18 protein-coding genes and 2 pseudogenes are annotated in these 21,259 nt (G+C 62.6%); 17 read left to right on the forward strand and 3 right to left on the reverse strand.

Translation table 11 applies throughout. From position 1 onward, the window contains the following. The first annotated feature begins 81 nt into the window (after positions 1-81). Together QX132_RS10495 and QX132_RS10500 are read left to right on the forward strand one after the other, a co-directional pair. Positions 82-402: a DUF736 domain-containing protein gene (locus QX132_RS10495; protein ID WP_316161022.1), complete on the forward strand. Its 321-nt coding sequence runs from the start codon at positions 82-84 to the stop codon at positions 400-402. 263 nt (positions 403-665) lie between these two features. Continuing rightward, positions 666-1,967 carry an IS1182 family transposase gene (locus QX132_RS10500; RefSeq protein ID WP_316161104.1) on the forward strand — a complete coding sequence of 434 codons (1,302 nt, stop codon included), beginning with the start codon at positions 666-668 and terminating at the stop codon, positions 1,965-1,967. 179 nt (positions 1,968-2,146) lie between these two features. Here the strand turns inward: QX132_RS10500 and QX132_RS10505 are convergent, their stop codons facing one another. Continuing rightward, complete coding sequence (locus QX132_RS10505) at positions 2,147-2,539, reverse strand: SecDF P1 head subdomain-containing protein (protein ID WP_316161024.1); 393 nt, start codon at positions 2,537-2,539, stop codon at positions 2,147-2,149. Between the two features lie 374 nt (positions 2,540-2,913). On the opposite strand from QX132_RS10505, the gene QX132_RS10510 reads away from it, so the two are divergent. The 3 genes and pseudogenes from QX132_RS10510 to QX132_RS10520 form a co-directional block, all read left to right on the forward strand. Next, positions 2,914-3,933: a phosphotransferase gene (locus tag QX132_RS10510; protein ID WP_316161025.1), complete on the forward strand. Its 1,020-nt coding sequence runs from the start codon at positions 2,914-2,916 to the stop codon at positions 3,931-3,933. A 240-nt stretch (positions 3,934-4,173) separates the two neighbouring features. Next, a pseudogene (locus QX132_RS10515) lies at positions 4,174-4,818 on the forward strand (transposase); the annotation flags it as partial. A gap of 12 nt (positions 4,819-4,830) precedes the next feature. Continuing rightward, a pseudogene (locus QX132_RS10520) lies at positions 4,831-5,277 on the forward strand (VOC family protein); the annotation flags it as partial. A 135-nt stretch (positions 5,278-5,412) separates the two neighbouring features. Here the strand turns inward: QX132_RS10520 and QX132_RS10525 are convergent. Further along, a complete protein-coding gene (locus QX132_RS10525; RefSeq protein WP_316161026.1) occupies positions 5,413-6,360 on the reverse strand; it encodes a threonine/serine dehydratase in 948 nt (315 codons plus the stop codon). 11 nt (positions 6,361-6,371) lie between these two features. On the opposite strand from QX132_RS10525, the gene QX132_RS10530 reads away from it, so the two are divergent. Next, positions 6,372-6,752 carry an ArsR/SmtB family transcription factor gene (locus tag QX132_RS10530; RefSeq protein WP_410052855.1) on the forward strand — a complete coding sequence of 127 codons (381 nt, stop codon included), beginning with the start codon at positions 6,372-6,374 and terminating at the stop codon, positions 6,750-6,752. A gap of 1,365 nt (positions 6,753-8,117) precedes the next feature. Here the strand turns inward: QX132_RS10530 and QX132_RS10535 are convergent. After that, positions 8,118-8,780, reverse strand: coding sequence for an SOS response-associated peptidase (locus tag QX132_RS10535; RefSeq protein ID WP_316161107.1), 663 nt, complete (start codon positions 8,778-8,780; stop codon positions 8,118-8,120). Between the two features lie 1,079 nt (positions 8,781-9,859). On the opposite strand from QX132_RS10535, the gene QX132_RS10540 reads away from it, so the two are divergent. The 11 genes from QX132_RS10540 to trbB all read left to right on the forward strand — a co-directional run bounded on the left by QX132_RS10540 (position 9,860) and on the right by trbB (position 21,249). After that, entirely contained in the window at positions 9,860-10,138 is a 279-nt protein-coding gene (locus tag QX132_RS10540) for a DNA -binding domain-containing protein (protein ID WP_315718652.1), read from the forward strand. 634 nt (positions 10,139-10,772) lie between these two features. After that, positions 10,773-11,075 carry a helix-turn-helix transcriptional regulator gene (locus QX132_RS10545; RefSeq protein WP_015664043.1) on the forward strand — a complete coding sequence of 101 codons (303 nt, stop codon included), beginning with the start codon at positions 10,773-10,775 and terminating at the stop codon, positions 11,073-11,075. A 2-nt stretch (positions 11,076-11,077) separates the two neighbouring features. After that, positions 11,078-11,959, forward strand: coding sequence for a replication initiator protein A (locus QX132_RS10550; RefSeq protein ID WP_316161028.1), 882 nt, complete (start codon positions 11,078-11,080; stop codon positions 11,957-11,959). Positions 11,960-12,247: 288 nt separating this feature from the next. Beyond that, on the forward strand, positions 12,248-12,712 hold the full coding sequence (locus QX132_RS10555; protein WP_316161030.1) for a DUF2840 domain-containing protein: 465 nt from the start codon (positions 12,248-12,250) through the stop codon (positions 12,710-12,712). Continuing rightward, positions 12,709-13,221 (forward strand): S26 family signal peptidase, encoded by a 513-nt coding sequence (locus QX132_RS10560; RefSeq protein ID WP_315773471.1) that lies wholly within the window; start codon positions 12,709-12,711, stop codon positions 13,219-13,221. Before QX132_RS10555 ends, QX132_RS10560 begins: the two co-directional genes overlap by 4 nt. 463 nt (positions 13,222-13,684) lie before the next feature. Continuing rightward, positions 13,685-15,445 carry a relaxase/mobilization nuclease domain-containing protein gene (locus tag QX132_RS10565; RefSeq protein ID WP_316161031.1) on the forward strand — a complete coding sequence of 587 codons (1,761 nt, stop codon included), beginning with the start codon at positions 13,685-13,687 and terminating at the stop codon, positions 15,443-15,445. Positions 15,446-15,462: 17 nt separating this feature from the next. After that, complete coding sequence (locus QX132_RS10570) at positions 15,463-17,457, forward strand: conjugal transfer protein TraG (protein WP_316161032.1); 1,995 nt, start codon at positions 15,463-15,465, stop codon at positions 17,455-17,457. Positions 17,458-17,467: 10 nt separating this feature from the next. Next, positions 17,468-17,896, forward strand: coding sequence for a CopG family transcriptional regulator (locus QX132_RS10575; protein ID WP_315716450.1), 429 nt, complete (start codon positions 17,468-17,470; stop codon positions 17,894-17,896). Positions 17,897-18,054: 158 nt separating this feature from the next. Beyond that, positions 18,055-18,594 carry a hypothetical protein gene (locus tag QX132_RS10580; protein WP_315716449.1) on the forward strand — a complete coding sequence of 180 codons (540 nt, stop codon included), beginning with the start codon at positions 18,055-18,057 and terminating at the stop codon, positions 18,592-18,594. 34 nt (positions 18,595-18,628) lie between these two features. Next, positions 18,629-20,002, forward strand: coding sequence for an MFS transporter (locus QX132_RS10585; protein ID WP_316161033.1), 1,374 nt, complete (start codon positions 18,629-18,631; stop codon positions 20,000-20,002). 275 nt (positions 20,003-20,277) lie between these two features. Beyond that, positions 20,278-21,249: a P-type conjugative transfer ATPase TrbB gene (gene trbB / locus QX132_RS10590; protein ID WP_316161034.1), complete on the forward strand. Its 972-nt coding sequence runs from the start codon at positions 20,278-20,280 to the stop codon at positions 21,247-21,249. The last annotated feature ends 10 nt before the right edge of the window (positions 21,250-21,259 follow it).

Below are 21,259 nucleotides of genomic sequence, written 5' to 3' on the forward strand. Positions count from 1 at the left end.
TGCGCCGTCGCTCGCCGTTCGTCCGATATGCGCCATCGAGGCCGCGGTGGTCGCGGCCCGAACCAGCCAAGGAGAGACAACATGGCTTCCATCGGTTCCTTCAAGAAGGTCGGCGACGATTTCCAGGGCGAGATCATCACCCTGAGCCTCAAGGCCAAGGGTGTACGCATCGTCCCCGAAGCCAACCGCTCCAGCGAGAACGCGCCCAGCCACCGCGTCTATGCCGGGCGGGTCGAGATCGGCGCCGCCTGGGCACGTCGCTCCGAGGAGGGACGCGACTATCTCTCGCTCAAGCTCGACGACCCTTCCTTCAACGCCCCGATCTACGCCAACCTGTTCGAGGACGAGGGCGGCGAGGGCTACACGCTCCTGTGGTCGCGGCCGCGCAAGACCGCCGAGTGAGCCGATCGCGCTCCGTCCGGAATTGCCGGGCGGGGCGCATCGCAGTCGGCCGGCCGTTCCGCTGGAACCGCGATCCCGTTCCGTTGGTCAAAAGCGGCGGATGACCGCTTTTCCTCCAATATCCGTTCAGGGTCGATTTCGTTGAAAAAGTCGCCAGTTGCGGCGCAGAGATATCGGTGATTCAGTCTGTCTAATTGGCGGGACTGAAGGTCATGATGGGGCATCGGCAAGTCGAACAGGCTGCGTTGTTCTAAGAGTTCTCGCTGGAAAGGCACATCCCAGCCGACCACCTGTTGCGGTCGATCGATAGGTTCGTCGACTTCGAGGACCTGCGACGGGAGTTGGCACCGTTCTACAGCAACATCGGCCGGCCCTCGATCGATCCGGAGCTGATGATCAGGATGCTCCTGATCGGCTATTGCTTCGGCATACGTTCGGAACGGCGCCTCTGTGATGAAGTCCACCTCAATCTGGCCTACCGCTGGTTCTGCCGGCTGGGTCTGGATGGAGCTGTCCCCGATCACTCGACGTTCTCGAAGAACAGGCACGGCCGCTTTCGTGAGAGCGATCTCTTCCGTCGCGTGTTCGAGACCGTCTTGCGCCGCTGCATCCGGGAGCGGCTGGTCGGCGGCGAAGGGTTCGCAGTCGACGCGAGCCTGATCAAGGCGGATGCCAACCGACAGAAGGGAATCGAAGGCGATAAGGGGCTTCCGCCGGAGGCCGCGGGTCGAGCGATCGACGAGTATCTTGCCGTTCTTGATGATGCCGCGTTCGGTGCCGCGACGGAGGTCACGCCCAAGTTCGTGTCGCCCTCCGACCCGGCGGCGCGCTGGACGGGAGCGCACGGCGGCCAGGCCTTCTTCGCTTACTCGACGAATTATCTGGTCGACGTCGAGAATGCGATCATCGTCGATGTCGAGGCGACCACGGCGATCCGCCAGGCAGAAGTATTGGCCGCCAAGCGCATGATTGAGCGTTCAATCGAAAGGTTCGATCTTTATCCAAGCCGGCTTCTCGGCGACAGCGCCTATGGCTCCGCTGAGATGCTCGGGTGGCTGGTCTACGAGCACGGGATCGAGCCGCACGTGACCGTCTTCGACAAGTCGGCCCGCACCGACGGGACCTTCTCGCGTGAGGCCTTCACCTACGACCATACCAGGGACGTCTATCGCTGCCCCGCTGGCAAACCCCTCACCACTACAGGGACGCTGGTGAACAACGACACGACGGTCCTCTACCGTGCGAGCAAGCGCGATTGTCAAGCATGCTCTCTAAGAAGCAGGTGTTGCCCCAACACCCCGGCCCGAAAAGTGCCGCGCTCGATCTACGAGGGCGCTCGCGACATGGCACGCGAGATCGCAAGCTCATGGGAAGGCCGCACTTCACGCCGGCTCCGCAAGAAGATTGAGATGCTGTTCGCGCATCTCAAGCGCATCCTCAAGCTAGATCGGCTGCGACTAAGAGGGCCGAACGGCGCACGTGACGAGTTCACCCTCGCTGCAGCCGCTCAGAACCTTCATAAGATGGCCAAGCTGATCCCGATGCCCGCGCTGACGCCCGCGTGAACCACAACGCGCCAATTCGTCCTCGAAACAGATGGCGTTCACGACGAAACTACTGCCGACTTTTTCAACGGAATCGGCCCATCCCGGACTTCCAGTCGACGCGGGCGATGTCAGCTCCCGGGGCACAACCGGAAGTAACCCACGGCGGGACCGAGAGGCGGCTTGGGACCCGAAGCGGACTACTTCCGTGGCTGCATCGTCCGGACTTCAAGTTCCCCTTTCGGGGCATTGTTGAGTTGTTTAGCCAGATCGATCACTTCTTGATCCGTCCAATCGCGATCACTGATCTGCCAGGTCCCGCCTTCCATGGGCTCTCGAATGACCGGGGTCAGAAGCGTCCGTCCCGCAAGACGAAGCTCAAGCGGCTGACCAAGATTGCTGTTGCCAAGAATACGCAGCGTTTCCTCGGACGTCTCCGCGAAGATCAAGTTCAGGATGGGCCGTCCTGTTCGCTCATCGTGACCTGCTTTTGCACTGCTGAGCACAACCACGAGTTCATCCGCCACGCATCCCGAAATCAACACAAACGTGGTGACAGCAATCAGTAGTGATCGGCATCTCAACGACTTCATTGCCCAGCTCCAAGGTCCACGCAGATCTGGCGTCTGCGTCATTGTAGACGAGAGCACTCACGTCGCCTACTGGCCCGTTTGAGACCTCTGGTCGGCGTCAAGGACATCGGCTCGCCGGGCCAGAGCAGAAGCCACATCCCAGGTCGATAAGGCCGGTTTTGACCCAACTGAGACGTCTCTGAGACACAAGCTGGTCGGTAAAGTGCATAGTAGCTTGACCGCTAGAGTTTGAATTTGATAGCCTCAGGATACGCATGGAGGCCGCGGGCCAGTGGATACTTCGTCCTAAACAGAGACTTTGGGCTTTCGCCTGAAGGCCCGCCCTGGGTAGCCCGCGCGATAGTGTCGGCCGCCGTTCAAGCGTCTGGACGAACATGCACGTCTCGAAAATCGTACCCGAAGCTCGCCTCGATGACGTGCGCGCTGCTCTTAAGACCGTGTTCGGTACTTGGAATGTAGCTGCTCTTCAGCCCCTGAAGGGCGGAGTTTCGGGAGCGCTGATCCTTCGCTTTGAAGTAAGAGAGCGAGATTATGTGCTGCGGATCGAACCTGAACGCGTCGCACTCCAAGATCGCCAGAGAGGCCTTTCATGCATGACCACAGCCGCCGCGGTCGGCGCTGCGCCTGCCGTACACTACTCAGATGCGGCGACCGGCCTGTCGGTTATGGATTTTGTACCAAACAGACCACTCGCGCAGCATCCTGACGGACTCGCAGGAGCGGTACGCGCTCTCGGCAAGCTCACGGCGCAGCTACAGTCGAGTCCACCGTTTCCGATCATGCTCGATTATCCAGAGCTGATTCAGAACATCATGATTAAACTCGTAAAGTCAGGACGCTTCGCGTCCGGTCAGTTGGACCGTCACGCTGAGGGGCTTGCTCTGATTCGCGCAGCGCTTCCGTGGGACTCGTCCTCATTGGTTTCAAGCCACAATGACCCAAACGTGCGAAATATCCTCTTCGACGGCAAGCACGTTTGGCTTGTCGATTGGGAACTCGCTTGGCGAAATGATCCGCTGGTTGACCTGGCGATTCTGACCATCGAAGTGGCGGAATCGGCGGAGCTTGAGGCAATTTTACTGGAGACGGCGTTTGGTGCAGCCCCCGATCGCCGCTTGCGCGCTCGACTGAGCGTTATTCGACTGCTTACGCGACTCTTCTACGGTTGCATCGTTCTCGATAGCCTTTTGGGGACACTGCACCGGTCGGCATCCAACGAAGATCTTGCAGGAATGACACCCATAGAATTTCGCGCCGCCGTAGCGGAGGGACGTTTGGCGTCTGGCTCACCTGATGTGGCTTACGCATTTGCGAAGATGTCGCTCACGGCCTTCATCACGGGGTTAGCGGCGCCCGGTTTCAGCGAAATGCTGGAAGTGGTGAAGCAGGGTTGACCAACTGACCATCCAGTGGAAGCAGGGCGCGACCCAGTTACATGGCACGCCGGAAGGTCTGCTGTTGGCCCGTGGCCGACCTCGGCCCAGAGCGCGGCGATGTCCGCTTCCGAGAGATGACTCGACCAAGGGCATGCTGGCTGCCGAGGGCCGCTTTTGACCGATTTCGTTGAAAAAGTCAGCAGTTGCGACGCAGAGATATCGGTGATTCAGTCTGTCTAGTGGGCAGGACTGAAGGTCATGATGGGGCATCGGCAAGTCGAACAGGCTGCGTTGTTCTATGAGTTCTCGCTGGAAAGGCACATCCCAGCCGACCACCTCGTGCGGTCGATCGATAGGTTCGTCGACCTTGAGGACTTACGGCGGGAGCTGGCGCCGTTCTACAGCAACATCGGGCGGCCCTCGATCGATCCGGAGCTGATGATCAGGATGCTCTTGATCGGCTATTGCTTCGGCATCCGATCGGAACGGCGCCTCTGCGATGAAGTCCATCTCAATCTGGCATACCGCTGGTTTTGCCGGCTGGGTCTGGATGGAGCTGTCCCCGATCACTCGACGTTCTCGAAGAACAGGCACGGCCGCTTTCGTGAGAGCGATCTCTTCCGTCGCGTGTTCGAGACCGTCTTGCGCCGCTGCATCCGGGAGCGGCTGGTCGGCGGCGAAGGGTTCGCAGTCGACGCGAGCCTGATCAAGGCGGATGCCAACCGACAGAAGGGAATCGAAGGCGATAAGGGGCTTCCGCCGGAGGCCGCGGGTCGAGCGATCGACGAGTATCTTGCCGTTCTTGATGATGCCGCGTTCGGTGCCGCGACGGAGGTCACGCCCAAGTTCGTGTCGCCCTCCGACCCGGCGGCGCGCTGGACGGGAGCGCACGGCGGCCAAGCTAACGCCGATCCACCGAGCCGCGCGCGGTTGTTCGGTCTCGACGATCATCACAAGGTCAGATCCGATTGGGAGGATGGCAGGCGCTTGCGCGGCTGGGTCGCGCGAACCGACGACATTAATCTGCTCACGGCAGCTTACGGCAACGAGGTCGGAGAGAAGGTGCCTCTGCCGCCAGTCAATCCTTCCTTTGATTTCGTAGTCCCAAATGACGGCTCGCTTCCACTGGATGGTGCGGTTCCCTCAATTATTAATAGGCGCGGCAAACCTAGGGCGATGGCCGCAATAGCTGATCTGGACGCGCGATTGGAGTCTTTTACGCTCGAACATCCGGACCCGGTAACCATACGGGCGCTGTATCAGGAGCTTAACGTTGATCGCGCACCTCAGGTCGCAAACGGCTCGAGGTTGCGCTATCGGGCACTCATAAAAACTCCCGCCGGCTATAAAGAACTAACATAAATTCGCGAGGTCGGCTCTGGGTCAATCACGGGCGTGGCCGCAGGCCGAGGGCACAGCCGGTCAGCTCTCAGCTCCGGAAATTCCCGTGCGTTCGGGCACTTGCGCTTCGGGCCAAAAGCGGAGATCGCCTGAAACTCAGGTGAAGTTCACGGCCGTTGTATTGCCGCCACTTATAATGACGCCGACCCTTTCTCCTTTCGATGGCTTATAGGTGCCGGACAGCAGTGCCGCGAAGGCGGCAGCCCCACCTGGTTCTGCCACGATCCGCAATCTTTCCCAAAGTGCCTTTTGTGATGCAACGATTGCATCATCCGTCACGAGCACGACACCGTCGACATATTTCTGAACAATTGGATAAAGGCGATCACCTACTCGACGCGGCGCAAGCGAATCGGCTGCGATACCCCCCGCCTCTGCATCTGTAGGACGTCCAGCTTCCAAGGCCTTAGTCAGCGTAGGCGAAGCGGCGGGTTCAACCCCGATAACTTTGATACGTCCAGCGTACCAAGCTGCGACTCCAGCGATCAGGCCCCCTCCACCAACAGAAACGAGCAACGTTTCTATATCGGCAGCCTGCTCTTGAAGCTCAACTCCAATGGAACCCTGACCGAGAATCGTCTGGTCCTGATCGAACGCATGCACTGGCAGCGCGTCGGATTTTCGTACCCAATTCTCACTTGCAACGAGCGCGTCGGCATACCGATCACCTTCGACCACAAGGTCGGCACCGTACGAGCGGATGCGTTCGATTTTGGACGGCGACGAAACAGTAGGGACAAAGATTTTTGCTGGGATCTTAAGCTGCATGGCTGCATAAGCGACGGCCGCACCATGGTTCCCTCCCGATGCTGCAGCTACGCCGGCTTTAGGGATATCGCGAGTCAGCAGGTTTGCGAATGCACCGCGGGCTTTGAAAGAGCCCGAACGCTGCATGAGCTCAAGCTTGAGCAAGAGCTTGCCAGCCGAGACGCCGACATCGGACGGGTCGATTTCGAAGATCGGCGTGCGCCGTATGTAAGGACGGATGAGCTGCTCACAATAGGAGATGTTTTCCCTGCTGAGCCCGTCGAACTGAACAGTCATCGCGCCTCCAAATGCCTTCACCGTTGAAAGAAGCATCGGTTGACATCTATCCAGATATTTCGTTAATTAGCAATATGCCTAAGTTATTGGATGATTTGGATGCGGCCTTGCGAGCACTATCCAACGATCGGCGTCGCCTAATTTTGGCGTGGTTGAAGTCTCCGAAACGTCATTTCAGGGCCCAACAGGATGGCGATCTCGTTGAGGACGGCGTTTGCGGTGTTCTGATCGCAGAGAAACTTGGCGTCAGTCAGCCAACCGTCAGCGAGCATCTGAAGGTTCTGTCTCAGGCCGGCTTTCTCCGCGCCAAACGTGTGAAACAGTGGACCTTTTACAAGCGCGATGAAAGTCGGATCGCAATTTTGAAGAAAGCGATCGTCGACGAAATATAGCCTGCTTGCGGTCAGCTTCGGGTCAAAAGCGTTCCTATGGTCCTTTGACGGCCTGCTTCCAGTCGGCTCCGGGAGCGGACGTCGCGAGCGCCAACCGAGAAGGTCCGCGAGGCGACGTCTCGAATCAGGCTCTCGGCCGTGCCATCTCAGCGCTCCTGAAATAGTCGCGCGGCGTGCCGTTGACGCGCACGCACTCGACTCAGAAAGGTGCCGAGGCGTCTATTCGTCGTCGACCCAAGCGCAACGATGCTAAGGGAGTCGCTTCAGTACCGTCCTCCCAATCGATAGGCGGCCGTCACTCATCATTGTGGGGCCACCGTCCTTCTCAGGAGCGACATTGCCTCGTCTCGGCTACGAGGGCACCGAATAGTGGCCATTAAACCAGAAATGGATTGGCTCCGTCGATTGCTCGGCCATGCTAGCGTACTGTGGATGGAGGACCGAAGCACGTCTGGCAAGGCGAACCGGGTTCGCATTCCACACATCCCGGCGCCCTGATCGACTCATAGCTTTGCCCTTCGAGGGCAGGATGGGTATGTCTGCCGAAGTCTATGGCTTGCTGTTCTGCCAGATCCCTGAGAGCGGGTTCGGCAGCGGGACATAATCGCGCGTGTTCTAAAGGGCAGATCGAGGGTGCAGATGGTAAAAGGGTCGCGCCGGCCGGGCTGTCGTGAACGGAGTCGCTAGCAAGTATGGACGCGTCTCCGCCATTCGGCTTTCATCCCTGGCGCATCATGATGGATCGCTCGCCGGGGGCAGTCGGTCCCGCGTCCCGGCTTCGCCGTCGCATGCTGACGCTCCTGCGACTGCCCTCTTGACCGGTCTCGCGATCGCAGTCGGTCCCGCGCCGCAAAGCGGCGCTCCTGCGGCTGCTCTTTCGCGCTTCGCGCCCCGGCGGCTGATCGCCGCGCCTTCTCTTCAAAGAAGAGCCCAGGGCAAAGAGGTTCCCAGGAGGAAGCGGCGCCTCGCGTAAGGCGGCTTCGATTCCCTTGATCTCTATCGTGGTAGGCGTTCGCCCCGCGGCGATCATTCATTCCCACCTCCGGCCGGACGCACGAGGTTGCGGATCGTGAGCTCGTCGTGTGGATGCCGAAATCTGGCAGGCTCACCTCCGCGATGCTTGGCCGGGCCCGACCACTTTGTGCGCGACCGATCGTCTTGCAGTCCGGCTGTCCGAAGCCGTGCCGCGTGGTCTAGAATCGTTTTCCTTTGGTTCCATCAGCTTCGCGGCAGCGACGCCACAACGCCACCCGATGACTCCACACGAGCGAGCGCTTCGAGTCTCGGACGCGGAAAAGGTTGTCGCCGGGAGCTGTAGGGTTGGGGCGCAAGGCGAGCCCGTCTTTGTGCAATCCGCCGGCTCGTTCAGGCCGCAGGTATATCTTCCTTGGCCGGCCCGCGTGCGACGATCTCGAGCGCGCCATCGGGCAATGGACGTTGCAGCTCCTTGGCCTCGTTCCATGGCGCACGCAGCCAGACCTCCCTCTCTTCTTCGGTCGTCAGGATGACCGGCATCGCCTTGGGGTGGACAGGTGCGACCACGGCGTTGGGCTCCGTGGTCAGGAAGCCGTAGACCAAATGAGGGCCTGGCAGCGGCTTGGATTTCGTGCCGCGCTCGCCTTTGAACTCGGTCCAGATGCCCGCGAAGCTGGTCAAGGGGCGATCATCAGACAAGGCAAACCAGACCACGTCCTTCTTCTTCGTCTCCGGGTTCGGCTCGGGCGCATATTCGGCGAAGCTGTTGAAAGGCACGAGGCACCGGTTCTCGGGCTTGAGCCAGCCGCGCCAATGCGGAGACGACGTGTTGCGGATGTTGGTCACGGGTGGCCCGCCAGTCCGCGGAGGTGGCGGCATTCCCCACCGCATCATCATCATCTCGCGGTCGTCTCCGGTGCCGCGAATGATCGGAGCCGGATAGTCGGGGAAGACGCCCGGAATCGAGGGGAGATTGCCCGCGAACTGGCGAGCGATCCGAAAAAGCGCGGCGATCGCGGCCTGGTTGGTGGTGATCGAGTAGAGGTTGCACATCGTCAAGATGATCCCGGAACCAAGCGTCTCGCGGTCGGCATGTGGTGAGAGTAGATGTGCTCGGTACTTGTCTTCAGGTCGATCACCGCGCCGCAGAAGCAGCGCGAGCGACCTGACTTGGTTTGGGTCGGCTGAGGACATCCGGCCTCCCGCATCTGATCCTTCCAGGCGACGAAGGCCTGGTGCTGGCGCCATTCGTCGAAATCTTGCTGTGACCGATTCGATAGGAAGACGTTCCATGCTGCCTGGAACGCGTCGCGCGCCTGCTCATAGGTGCTGGCGCGGCCGAGCTGTTGCTCGCCTGGATGACTGCCTGGATAGAAGCCGCAGAACCACTGCCAGACGGGCGAACCGGAGGGGCCTTCGGGGCGCTCTGCAATCGTTCCTGCCTCGACGTCTCCGAAGTAAATGCGCCAGGTCTCGTTTGGCGAGTGCGGATCGCGGCGACGGGTGAGTGTAGGCATGCCGCATTGATTCCAGTCCGGCGGCTGAAAGTGAAGCCGCTACGCCTTGGGTGCAACTACATCGCCGTCCTCAATCTCTGGGCCGGGCGGTTCGGGAACCTGAACGGGAGCGCTTGATCTTGAGCTCGATCGAGAGCTGGATTGCACAGCGCTGTGCGCTCCTGTTTGGTGGCGAGAGGTCGTGGCCACTCTGCCGCTCACGAAACTCCATTTGGAAAGACGGTTCTCAGATACCGATCGTCAGCCCTCCCTCCCGCGCGGGAATTCGCGAGCGTCGCCCGCGCTTTGGCAACATCGGCCGTGAGTATTATTCTCAAGATGAAATGTGGACGTGCGTCGGCTACACGAACGCAGGCTAAGAGCCAAGCGTGAGCGAGCGCTTGCAGCAAAACGCCTTGGATTAGACGCAAGCGCTTCATGGTGGCGGCAAAGACGCGTCGAATTGTCTTCTCAAACAGCTCCGGCTTTGCCGGCATTTCAACACGGACATCTTTCTCTCACGCGGGAGCGACAGCTGAAGACGTTTGGAAAGCGGTCTCGTGCCTGGATCTCGACGGGGTCCGTGCTGCTTTTTCAGGTCGACAGGTTGTGTTCGCTCCGAACAGGTTCTGACCAATGCCCATTCCGCCGCTCGATCCCGCTGTCGCCGACCTCGCGCCGACTGATTCCGTTCTGACAGCCTATGATGAAGAACATGCTGTGACCTATCTCCGCCTTCTGGATGCAGCATCCGAGGGCGCGGACTGGGAGGAGGTTGCCCGGCTCGTCTTGCACATCGATCCGGTCAACGAACCCCAGCGTGCCCGCCGCGCCTTCGATAGCCATCTGGCGCGGGCGAGGTGGATGTCTGAGAAGGGTTATCATCAGTTGCTACGCGGATCGGATCAGACGTAGCTCTGAGCTCCTGAGGCTGCGGCAGGCCCGCTTTGATTGGAAACAAGCCGCGGTCCGTCGCGAGCATGGACTGAACGGGCTTGCGAGATCATACGCAGGCAACCGAACTCAAGTTGCGGTAGAAGCGATCGAACGCATGCGGCGCAGCTTCAGCCAGCTTCGAAGCCGCCTTGCGGCATGCGCCGCGATCCACGGTCTTGGCCGTCACTCAGATCCTTCTCCAGGCGACTGAGGGTGTGGACAAGAGATCAGCGCGGAAGCCGCACGCGGAGCGTCCCTGGGTCGCGCCTGAGGCATCATCTGGCTGCCGCTCGCGCTTGATCCTGCAGGTGGGTCTGCGAGCTCGCCCAATGGCAGCGGGCGGGCGATCGCTATCCCAGGACAGCATGCCACTGATCGGCCTCCTATGCTCAGCCGCACCGGTCACTGGTGAAAAGACGGCTCGTGGCCGATAGGGGCTGTCACTAAGGCTGCGCCCGCCGCGGCAAAGACGAGTCGCTTCCTTGAGGCGAGGGGGTGCCGAAACCGCGCCCCTCGATCTCCGGCATCCCCCTTCGCTGCCCTGCGCGTCGATCATGTCCGTCGACGCGCCGAACGACCCGCGAGGGCGCGAACCTGTCCCGGAGGATGCTCGATGCCCGATCAGATAGCCGGTCCCCCGCCGCGCTTTCTTCGTACACCCGAAGCTGCGCGTTATCTTGGTCTGTCCGGCCGCACCCTGGAAAAGCACCGCACCTACGGCACCGGCCCCTTATATCGCAAGATCGGCGGCCGCGTCGTGTATGCGCTCGACGATCTGAAAGCCTGGGCCGATCGCGGCACCAAGACGTCGACGGCTGATCCCGGCCAGGGCACCGTTCTGCCGGCGAAGCGACATCCAGGTCTCATTCCCTATGCAGGGCAGGAGCGTCGCGCGTCGCGGGCTGGGCGGGCTTGAACGTGCGAGGTTTGCGCAAATCCGAGCGCGATCAGCTCGATCTGTTTCGCGCGCTGCCTGGCGATCTGGCGCCGCGCGATGCGCAGGATCTGATGGCCTATCCGTTCTTCTCGCTGGCCAAGAGCAAGCGCGTCGTGCCGATCGACTTCCGCGCGGGGCCTGTCGCCATTCGGGTCGAGGCCGTCCCCGAACATGGCATGGCGACGATCTGGGATGCGGATGTTCTGATCTGGGCGGCGTCACAGATCGTCGAGGCTCGCGACGCCGGACTGAAGACGTCGCGCCTGATGGCCGCCACGCCGTATGAGATCCTGACGTTTGTCGGTCGCGGCACCGGCGTGCGTGACTACGACCGTCTGAAGGCAGGACTTGATCGGCTGCAGTCGACGACCGTGCTCACCTCGATTCGTCAGCCGGCCGAGCGGCGGCGGCACCGCTTCTCCTGGATCAACGAGTGGAAGGAGACGGCGGATGCCCATGGCAGGCCGTCCGGATTGCAGCTGATCCTGCCGGACTGGTTCTATTCGGGCGTCATCGATGACGCGCTCGTGCTGACGATTGATCGGGCCTATTTCGCGCTGACGGGCGGGCTGGAGCGCTGGCTGTACCGCCTCGTGCGCAAGCATGGCGGCCATCAGGATGGCGGCTGGAGCTTCGATCTCCGCTATCTGCATGCCAAGTCCGGCAGCCTCTCGCCGCTGAAGCATTTCGCCTACGATCTTCGCGAAATCGTCCGCCGTCAGCGCCTGCCGGGCTACGAGCTGGTCCTCACCCGCGATCCAAACGGCACCGAACGGCTGAACTTCGCAGCCGCCGTTACTGACCCGGTCGCAAGGCGTTTCGCCAAGCATCACCCCTCGAGCTCCGCAGGGGACAAGCTGTGAATTGTCTCGTGCTATCGGGGACCGGAGGACGCGTGCCATCGAGGACCGGATCGTCGTGCCATCGAGGACCGAAGTCGACCCTAAGCCTTTGGTTTGGCGTGTCCTTTCCGCCTTCTAACATACCTAACCGCAAAATCCTTCGGATTTTGTCTAACGGGCCCGCGCTTTGGGGGCGGGTGCACGCTGGCTTCTCCTGCTGTCGACAGCGGAGACCGCGCGAGACGCCCCCGGTTTCCTCATTCCCGGCCCGCAGCGCCATCCAGATTTCGTCAACCTCAGAGTTTGCCAATGAGCGAGCTGACGCGTGTCCAATTGCTATGGCTGCAGGGAAAGATCGAAAACCGCATACGCTTCGGTCGAACCGTGCGGGAGCTCCGCCTCGACCATTATCGCCGGGAGGTCGCGTTCGCGCCGGGAAGCGTCTTTGCGTTCGTGCGCTGGTCGTCGAACGATTACGGCACGGTGCTGTCGCGGATCAACGTTCTGCAGGCCGTTGGCCCCGGAGAAGCCTGTGTGACCGTGCCCTTCGTCGCTCCGGGAGCAGCGATCCTGTTGCAGGTGTTTGGCTGGCCGAAGGTCGAGCGGGTGCTGCAGCAGATCGACGCGATCGAGGCGCTCGGCATCGATCCGGCGGATGTCGCACCGGATCATTGGTGGCACGTTCAGAACCGCATGGCCGTCGGACAACCGCCGCGTCCCTACACGGATCTGCGCCATCGGGCCTGGCTGCACCGAAGGACGATCATGCCATGACGAAAGGGCTTGCCATTGGCGTCGCGATACTCGCCGGGGTGTGGCTCGTGACGGAGGTCGGGCGACCAAGGTTGCGTCCGCTGCTCATCTGGAATGTCTCCGGCAGCGTTCCGATCGGCCTCTATCTGGTTCGGCCGGTCCGGCAATGGGTCACCAACGAGATCGTCGTTGTCCTGCCCCACGGCGTGTTGGCCGGATGGCTTGCGGACGAAGGCTACCTGCCCAGGGGCGTACCGATGCTGAAGCGCATTCTCGCTCTTCCAGGCCAAGCCGTTTGTCGTCACGAGCATGTCATCCTGATTGATGACGTCGAAGTCGGCATCGCGCAAGAGAGCGACAGACAGGGCCGGCCGCTACCGGATTGGCGTGGCTGCCGCATCATCGGCGGTGACGAGCTCTTTCTGATGAACAGGCAATCGGATAGTTCGCTGGATGGACGCTATTTCGGTCCGACGGCGACATCGGACGTCATCGGGCGTGCCATTCCCGTGTGGACGAGGCAGCCGTGATGATGCACGCGTTCTGCGCACGACCTGCGAACGTCGTGTCGACTTTGATGAGCAGCCGCTGCGATCGGAAACGGTCGTCATTGAGGTCGGCACGAGAGGCTTTGAATGACAAAGCCGACCGCAGCGGAATTCCTCGTGACGTTGTCATGCGGTGCGATGCGTCGGCCTCGATGATGATTGTCCGTCGCAGTCGTCACGGCCGCCGATGCTTCGCCACTGTTTCCGGCAGGCCGACGCGGAGCGTCAGACCGAGAGCCGAGGCGAGGGTCCAAAGCCAGCCGCAAGCTGCCGACGGTCGATCGCAAGATAAAAGCGGCTCGCCTGTTGATCGGCAAGCCATTGACATGGCTCGCGTTCAACCGTGCCGTCCGGTCGGAGCGCGTGTCGCGCTGATGCTCTTTCTCAACAACATCAATGCTGCTTTCGGCACTATAGCCTCAATCCTTGCCGCGGGATGCCGCGCATGAGCACCGGGGAGCGCGAATTCCGCATCCGTCCGGGGCGCATACGCCAGGCGCGTGAGAGGAAGGCCAGGAGCTTCATCAATCGCGTCCTGCGCGCGGCGAACGCCGCGGGGCACGTCACGCTGCCCTCGGTGATCGACGGACGCCGGCCGGCTCGCACCCATTCGACCTTCGGCCGCGGCCGTCTCGGCTTCAGTCGCGAGCGCCTCTTTGCCTCGGGCCGCCGCGTCACGGTGAAGGCCCGCATCGCAAGGCACAAGGGCCACGCGTTTCGGTCAGCGCCGCTGGCGATGCATCTGACCTATCTCAAGCGGGAGGGGGTCACCCGCGACGGCGAGCCGGCAAGGATGTTCGATGCGCGAGCTGATCACGCCGACGAGGCCGCCTTCGAGGCGCGGAGCAGCGACGACCGGCATCATTTCCGCTTCATCGTCTCGCCAGAGGACGCAGCCGACATGGTGGACCTCAGAGCGTTCACGCGCGATCTGATGCGGCAGATGGAAGCTGATCTGTCGACGCGTCTCGAGTGGATCGCGGTTGATCATTGGAATACGGACCATCCGCACGTTCATGTGCTCGTACGCGGTGTCGATCAGACGGGCGCAGATCTCGTAATGGCCCGCGACTATATCGGCCGGGGCCTGCGCTCCCGGGCCGAGGAGCTGGTGGCGCTCGAGCTCGGTCCGAAGCCTGAGCACGACATCCGCAACGCACTGGAAAGAGAGATCACCGCGGATCGCTGGACACGGCTCGATCGCGAGATCCGCATGGCCTGCGATGAGGTGGGGGCCATCGATCTCCGTCAGCGGGCGGCAGCGGGTCCTGATCCCGAGGTCCACCGCCTGATGCGAGGGCGCCTGCAATATCTCGAGCGCCTGGGACTGGCAGCGGCGGCCGGACCCAACGAGTGGATGGTCGAGCTTGGCGCAGAGCGACAGCTCCGCGAGCTCGGCACGCGTGGTGATATCATCAGGACCATGCATCAGGCGTTCGCTCGCCGTGGTGAGGAGCGGAGCGCTGCGGACTACGTCATCGACGGGATCAACAGTTCATCATCGATCATGGGGCGGTTGGTCGACCGTGGACTCCACGACGAGCTGACCGGCGAAGCCTATGCCGTGATCGATGGCATCGACGGCCGCGCCCACCACGTTCGCTTCCGCGGGATCGAGGCTTTTGCGCAGGCGCCTCAGCTTGGCGGCATTGTCGAGATCAGGCGCTTTGGTGCTGCGGAAGAGGCGCGGCCGACCCAGGTCCTGGCGACGCGCTCGGACCTAGCCCTGGCCGATCAGATCAAGGCCGAGGGAGCGACCTGGCTCGATCATCGGCTGGTCGAGCGTGAACCTGTCTCCCTGGCCCTCGGCGGATTTGGCGCGGAGGTGAGGAGCGCGCTGCGCAGCCGGGCAGAGTATCTCGCGGACCGGGGACTGGCGCAGAGACATGGCCAGCAGATCGTCCCGCAACGGGATCTTCTGAAGACGCTGCGCAGGCAGGAGCTTGAATCCGTGGGCGCGCGGCTGTCGGCGACCAACGGCGCGCCGCAGCTGAAGGTCGACCCCGGCCAACAGATTGCGGGCACCTACCGCCAGCGGCTTGTCCTGGCCTCCGGCCGCTTCGCCATGATCGACAATGGTCTCGGTTTCTACCTCGTCCCGTGGTCGCGCGACATCGATCACCGGCTCGGTCAGAAGGTCACGGGCCTTGCGAAGGCCACTGGCATCGACTGGCAGCTTGGTCGCAAGCGCGACCTCGGTCTTTAGAACTCGGGAGACACCACATGCCTGCGACGAGAATCCAATGGGCACAATTACTCGCCGTCGTGCTGATCAACCTGCTCGCGATATGGGCCGCGACCGAATGGACGGCCTGGCGGCTCGCCTTCCAGTCGCGATTGGGGACGCCATGGTTCATGCTGGCCGGCTGGCCAGTCTACTTCCCACCGACCTTCTTCTGGTGGTGGTTCATCTACGATGCCTATGCCCCCTCCGTCTTTGCCGAAGGTGGGGCTATCGCGGTCAGTGGCAGTCTCGCGTCTATTGCGGTTGCGGTCGGCATGTCGCTGTGGCGGTCGCGCGAGGCGAAAGCCACAGCAACTTATGGGTCGGCGCGCTGGGCCGAGCTGGGCGAGGTGCGCAAGGCGGGACTGCTCGGCGAGGATGGCGTGGTCCTGGGACGGTTGGGAGCGCGCTACCTGCGCCATGACGGACCGGAGCATGTGCTCTGTTTTGCACCGACGCGGTCTGGCAAGGGCGTCGGTCTCGTGGTGCCGTCTCTTCTGACGTGGCCGGGATCGGCGATCGTTCACGACATCAAGGGCGAGAACTGGCAGCTCACGGCAGGATTCCGCGCGCGGCACGGCCGCATATTTCTGTTCGACCCGACCAACCCGAAGGCCTCAGCCTACAATCCGCTGCTCGAAGTCAGGCGAGGGGCCTGCGAGGTGCGTGACGTCCAGAATGTCGCCGACGTGCTGGTGGATCCCGAGGGATCCCTCGACAAGCGCAATCATTGGGAAAAGACCAGCCATTCGCTTCTGGTCGGTGCCATCCTGCACGTTCTCTATGCCGAGCCCGACAAGACCTTGGCTGGCGTTGCCGCGTTCCTCTCGGATCCCCGGCGTTCAATCGAGGCGACGTTGATGGCGATGATGGCGACGCATCATCTGGGCGCGGTCGGGCCGCACCCGGTGGTGGCATCGACAGCGCGCGAGCTTCTGAACAAATCGGAGAATGAGCGCTCGGGCGTCCTTTCAACGGCGATGTCATTCCTCGGTCTTTACCGGGATCCGGTGGTGGCTGCTGTCACGGGGAGATGTGATTGGCACATTGCTGATCTGGTTGCAGGGGAGGAGCCTGCGACGCTGTATCTCGTCGTGCCGCCATCCGACATCTCACGTACGAAGCCGCTCATTCGTCTGGTTCTGAACCAGATCGGCCGGCGTCTGACCGAGGATCTCAAGGCAAAGCAGAGCCGCCATCGCGTCCTGATGATGCTGGACGAGTTTCCGGCGTTAGGCCGGCTCGACTTCTTCGAATCCGCTCTCGCCTTCATGGCTGGGTACGGCATCAAGAGCTTCCTGATTGCGCAATCGCTCAATCAGATCGAGAAGGCCTATGGGCAGAACAACGCCATTCTGGACAACTGCCATGTCCGCGTCAGCTTCGCGACCAACGACGAGCGAACCGCCAAGCGTGTCTCGGACGCGCTCGGCACCGCAACCGAAATGCGGGCCGTGAAGAATTATGCCGGGCATCGCCTGGCGCCATGGTTGGGTCACCTCATGGTGTCGCGCCAGGAGACGCCGCGTCCGCTCCTGACGCCGGGCGAGGTGATGCAATTGCCGGCGGCTGATGAGATCGTGATGGTCGCCGGCGCACCACCGATCCGCGCCAGGAAGGTGCGATATTTCGAGGATGAGAGACTGGTCTCGCGCATCCTGCCGCCGCCGGACATCGCCAGGACCAGAGCGTCTGTGGGTGCGGATGACTGGTCATCGCTTGCGCCCCTCACGCCCGTGCTCGCCGGATCCCGGCTGACGGTGCCCACCGAGACAAGGGACGAGCAGGCCAATGGCGGCTTGCGACGCGAGCCGGAGCTGCCGCAGCACGAAGCGATTGCGAGCGAAACGACGAGCGTAGATCCGGCGGACGAGTTTTCGGTCGTGTTCGATGACGATGATGGGATGCCGCAGCTGGTCGGCTCACGCGATGCGAGCGCGACGGGGATTGCGCGTCAGGCTGCGCTCGACCCGCGCGATGACATGGGCTTGTGAGGACAAACCAATGCGGGATCGAATGAATGTCTACTTCCCGCCGGAGCTGCTGCGGCAGATCGTAGAGCTCGCCGATCGCAGGAAGCTTTCGCGCTCGGCCATCGTCGAGGCGGCGGTTCAGTCGTTCCTGTCGCCGGATGCGGCTGATCGGCGCGAGGCGGCGCTCACACGCCGGCTCGACAGGCTGTCGCGGCAGATGCAGCGGCTCGAGCGTGATGTCGGCATCCTTGCCGAGACGCACGCATTGTTCGTTCGCTTCTGGCTCACCGTGACGCCCCCGCTGCCGTCCGAAGCGCAGGCCACAGCGCAGGTCAAGGGACGCGAGCGGTTCGAAGGCTTTGTGGAGGCGCTCGGCCGCCGGCTGCAGAAGGGGCAGAGCTTCCTGCGCGAAATCCCCGAGGATTTCGTCAGACCGCCGTCGAGCGAGCCCGGCTCCTGAGGCGGAGGAAGCGTCGATCGGGACCGTTCCAGCGCGCGGGTTGAGCTTGGCATCTACGCCAGAGTTTCTTTCCACCCGCCAGGCTTCGAACGTTCGAATCTTGCGCGTGCCAGGCCAGGCAAGCTGACCTAATCGACGGACCAGATGAGGTCCGAACGATGAAGAAAAAACTCACTTTGCAGCTATCCAGCGAGATTCTCGCCCGCCTTGCCGGCGCAGCCGAGGAAAGATGTGTGAACCGCACGATCGTCGTGGAAAAGGCGCTCGAACGGTTTCTAGCCCAGCCGCTGGACGGACCGATGCCGGCGCAAGATCGCCTGCAGGGCCTGGAACAGCAGCTGCAAACGATTCAGCGCGACATCGCGGCCCTCAATGAGACGGTCGCCCTTCATGCACGCTACCATCTGGCGGTGACGTCACTGGCGGATCAGGAGAGCACGAGCGCAGCAAGGGGCGGTGATCGTGATTTCGACCAGGCGATGCGGATTGGCGCGATCCAAAAGCTGCAGCGTGACTTGTCGGAAAGGCAGCGAGAGACGCGACCCGATGGCGCTGCGCGAGCCGGTCAAGTGAGCCAGCCATTTCCGGCTCAACTTCGCCGTGCCGAGCCTCCAATCGCCGAGGTGTCCTGGGGCGTGCCTGCCGCCGGGGAGGGCGGCGAGGATCCCTTTCGCCTCCCGCCTCAATCGAGCCGTTGAGCGCGCCCGCGAGCACGCGGATCACGGCAGCTCGTTGTCGGCCTACACCTTCGGCCGCAAGGGCACCGAAGCCGGAGAGCAAGGCCACCGCGAGATCACAGGCTGGCGGCTCGCCGCCCTGGTGTTTCTGCCCTTCGCAATGGGCTATTTCCTGTCCTATCTGTTTCGCACCATCAATGGACTCGTCTCTGCCAGTCTTGCCTCAGAGCTCGGGTTGAACGCGGCCGACCTTGGTCTGATCACGGCGGCTTACTTCCTGGTCCTTGCGGCTGCCCAGATCCCGGTCGGCATGATGCTCGACCGCTATGGCCCGCGCCGGGTTCAGAGCGCGCTTCTTGTCGTCGCGGCCTTTGGCGCGGAGGCCTTCGCAAGGTCGTCGGGGCCGCTCTCGCTGCTCCTCTCACGCGCCCTGATCGGGCTCGGGGTCGCTGCGGCTCTGACCGCGGGCCTGAAGGCCATTGTTCTGTGGTTTCCGCGCGAGCGGGTGGCGTTGGTCAATGGGTACATGGTCATGCTCGGGGCGCTTGGCGCCGTCAGCGCGACGCTGCCCGCCGAGGCGATCCTGGTGAAGACCGGATGGCGCCGCCTGTTTGACATCCTGGCCATCGCGACCGCTGCAGCGGCGATCCTGATCTATTGCCTGGTGCCGGAGCGCGAAACGCAGGCGTCGTCCGCGTCGGAAGCAGGTGGCTTGCGGAGCATTCTTCGCGACGTCCGGTTCTGGAGGGTCGCGCCGCTATCCGGAGCCTGCATCGGATCGGCGTGGTCGCTCCAGGGCTTGTGGGCATCCGCGTGGCTGGCCGACGTGGAGGGCATGACCCGCGCCCAGGTCGTGACAGCGCTGTGTCTGACCGCCCTGATGCTCAGCCTCGGTGCGTGGATGCTCGGTGCGTTGGCCAACTGGACGCGACGCAGGGGATTAGGTCCAGAGCATTTGCTGGCTTTGATCGCCGTGCTCTTCATGGCGGCGCAGCTGGCGCTGGTGTGGCGGCTGCCATTGCCGGCAATCGCGCCATGGCTGATCATCGCGATCGTCGGAGCCGCTACCGTGCTCAGCTTTGCGATCATCTCGGACTATTACCCGAAGGAATTGGCTGGCCGCGCCAACGGGGCCTTGAACGTGGTGCATTTCGGGTGGGGGTTTCTGGCCCAGTACGGGATCGGTGTTTTGCTGGCCCAATGGCCGCAATCCAATGGGCACTATCCTGTCATCGCCTATCAGGTTGCCTTCGGAGTGAACCTCGCGCTGCAGGCAGCAGCACTGATTTGGTTTGCCGCTCCACGAGAGCAGAGGCCGCGATCATCGGAGGCGAGCAGCGGGACCGAATTTGTCATGGCCGACATCGCCGCGACCTCAAGCGATCGCCCGGCTCCCGCCCGCGAGCCGCCAAGCCATGCCAGATGGTGAGTCGACGCCGCGGCGCCGGTGGCGACCTTCGCCTTCGCTATAGCAGTGTTCGCCGTCGCTCTCGGCCGCGAGGGGGCGGTGCTGCGGGCCCATGACCCGCGCTCTGAAAGCTGCTGCCCCGCCTTGGTGATCTGCTTGTCCCGCCCGAAAGAGCCCTCCTGTCTCTACGCTTTCCTGCGCCAGGCTACACCCGAAGCGCTGTTGGTCTTGCTGCTGCAGGAGGTCTGCATCTTTGATCATCACAAGCGATGCTGACCGCGCTTCAATGATCGGAGATGAGAGTGACCGGCTTCGTCCAGACACAGCGCATCACGCGTGGCACCCGCATGCTGCGGACGGCATTGGGGCCTGCCATCGCGCGTCATCTCGACGATCAATCCGTCGTGGAGATCATGCTCAATCCGGATGGCCGGCTCTGGGTCGATCGGCTCGCGTCTGGCTTGGCCGATACCGGTGAGAGCCTCGCTGCCGGTGATGGCGAGCGCGTCGTCCGGCTGGTCGCGCACCACGTCGGGCTCGAGGTCCATGCGGGCTCTCCGCGCGTGTCGGCGGAGCTGCCGACGACGGGCGAACGTTTCGAAGGCCTGCTGCCGCCGCTCGTTGCGGCCCCGACATTCGCCATCCGCAAGCCCGCGATCGCCGTCTTCACGCTCGACGACTACGTGGCTTGCGGGATTGCGACCGCAGATCAGGCCGGCGCGTTGCGGCGGGCTGTTGCCAACCGCTGCAACATTCTGGTGGCCGGCGGCACCTCGACCGGCAAGACCACGCTGGTCAATGCCTTGCTGGCTGAAGTGGCGATGACCGGCGATCGCATCGTGCTGATCGAGGATACGCTCGAGCTGCAATGCTCGGCGCCCAACCTCGTGACGCTTCGAACCAAGCATGGTGTGGCGTCGCTTTCGGATCTGGTGCGCGCCGCGCTGCGGTTGCGCCCGGATCGCATTCCGATCGGCGAGGTCCGCGGGCCGGAGGCGCTCGATCTCGTCAAGGCTTGGGGCACCGGCCATCCCGGCGGCATCGGCACCATTCATGCCGGGTCCGCACTCGGCACCCTCCGGCGGCTGGAGCAGCTGATTCAGGAGGCCGTCGTGAGCGTCCCACGCGCTCTGATTGCCGAGACGATCAACGTGATCGCCGTTCTCGCCGGGCGCGGCTCGCAGCGGCGGCTCGGCGAGCTCGTGCGTGTCGAGGGGCTCTCACCTTGCGGAGACTACATCCTCGCTCCTTTGGGAGATCAGCGATGAAGGCGCGACT

This window comes from Bradyrhizobium sp. SZCCHNRI20481 (assembly GCF_032485055.1).
Classification (GTDB): domain Bacteria; phylum Pseudomonadota; class Alphaproteobacteria; order Rhizobiales; family Xanthobacteraceae; genus Bradyrhizobium.

What these genes read in the sequence shown, in the direction of transcription:
- QX132_RS10495 (WP_316161022.1), top strand. Translation starts at nt 82, where the DNA reads ATGGCTTCCATCGGTTCCTTCAAGAAGGTCGGCGACGATTTCCAGGGC.
- QX132_RS10505 (WP_316161024.1), bottom strand. Translation starts at nt 2,539, where the DNA reads ATGAAGTCGTTGAGATGCCGATCACTACTGATTGCTGTCACCACGTTT.
- QX132_RS10510 (WP_316161025.1), top strand. Translation starts at nt 2,914, where the DNA reads ATGCACGTCTCGAAAATCGTACCCGAAGCTCGCCTCGATGACGTGCGC.
- QX132_RS10525 (WP_316161026.1), bottom strand. Translation starts at nt 6,360, where the DNA reads ATGACTGTTCAGTTCGACGGGCTCAGCAGGGAAAACATCTCCTATTGT.
- QX132_RS10530 (WP_410052855.1), top strand. Translation starts at nt 6,372, where the DNA reads ATGCCTTCACCGTTGAAAGAAGCATCGGTTGACATCTATCCAGATATT.
- QX132_RS10535 (WP_316161107.1), bottom strand. Translation starts at nt 8,780, where the DNA reads ATGTGCAACCTCTACTCGATCACCACCAACCAGGCCGCGATCGCCGCG.
- QX132_RS10540 (WP_315718652.1), top strand. Translation starts at nt 9,860, where the DNA reads ATGCCCATTCCGCCGCTCGATCCCGCTGTCGCCGACCTCGCGCCGACT.
- QX132_RS10545 (WP_015664043.1), top strand. Translation starts at nt 10,773, where the DNA reads ATGCCCGATCAGATAGCCGGTCCCCCGCCGCGCTTTCTTCGTACACCC.
- QX132_RS10555 (WP_316161030.1), top strand. Translation starts at nt 12,248, where the DNA reads ATGAGCGAGCTGACGCGTGTCCAATTGCTATGGCTGCAGGGAAAGATC.
- QX132_RS10560 (WP_315773471.1), top strand. Translation starts at nt 12,709, where the DNA reads ATGACGAAAGGGCTTGCCATTGGCGTCGCGATACTCGCCGGGGTGTGG.
- QX132_RS10565 (WP_316161031.1), top strand. Translation starts at nt 13,685, where the DNA reads ATGAGCACCGGGGAGCGCGAATTCCGCATCCGTCCGGGGCGCATACGC.
- QX132_RS10570 (WP_316161032.1), top strand. Translation starts at nt 15,463, where the DNA reads ATGCCTGCGACGAGAATCCAATGGGCACAATTACTCGCCGTCGTGCTG.
- QX132_RS10575 (WP_315716450.1), top strand. Translation starts at nt 17,468, where the DNA reads ATGCGGGATCGAATGAATGTCTACTTCCCGCCGGAGCTGCTGCGGCAG.
- QX132_RS10580 (WP_315716449.1), top strand. Translation starts at nt 18,055, where the DNA reads ATGAAGAAAAAACTCACTTTGCAGCTATCCAGCGAGATTCTCGCCCGC.
- trbB (WP_316161034.1), top strand. Translation starts at nt 20,278, where the DNA reads ATGAGAGTGACCGGCTTCGTCCAGACACAGCGCATCACGCGTGGCACC.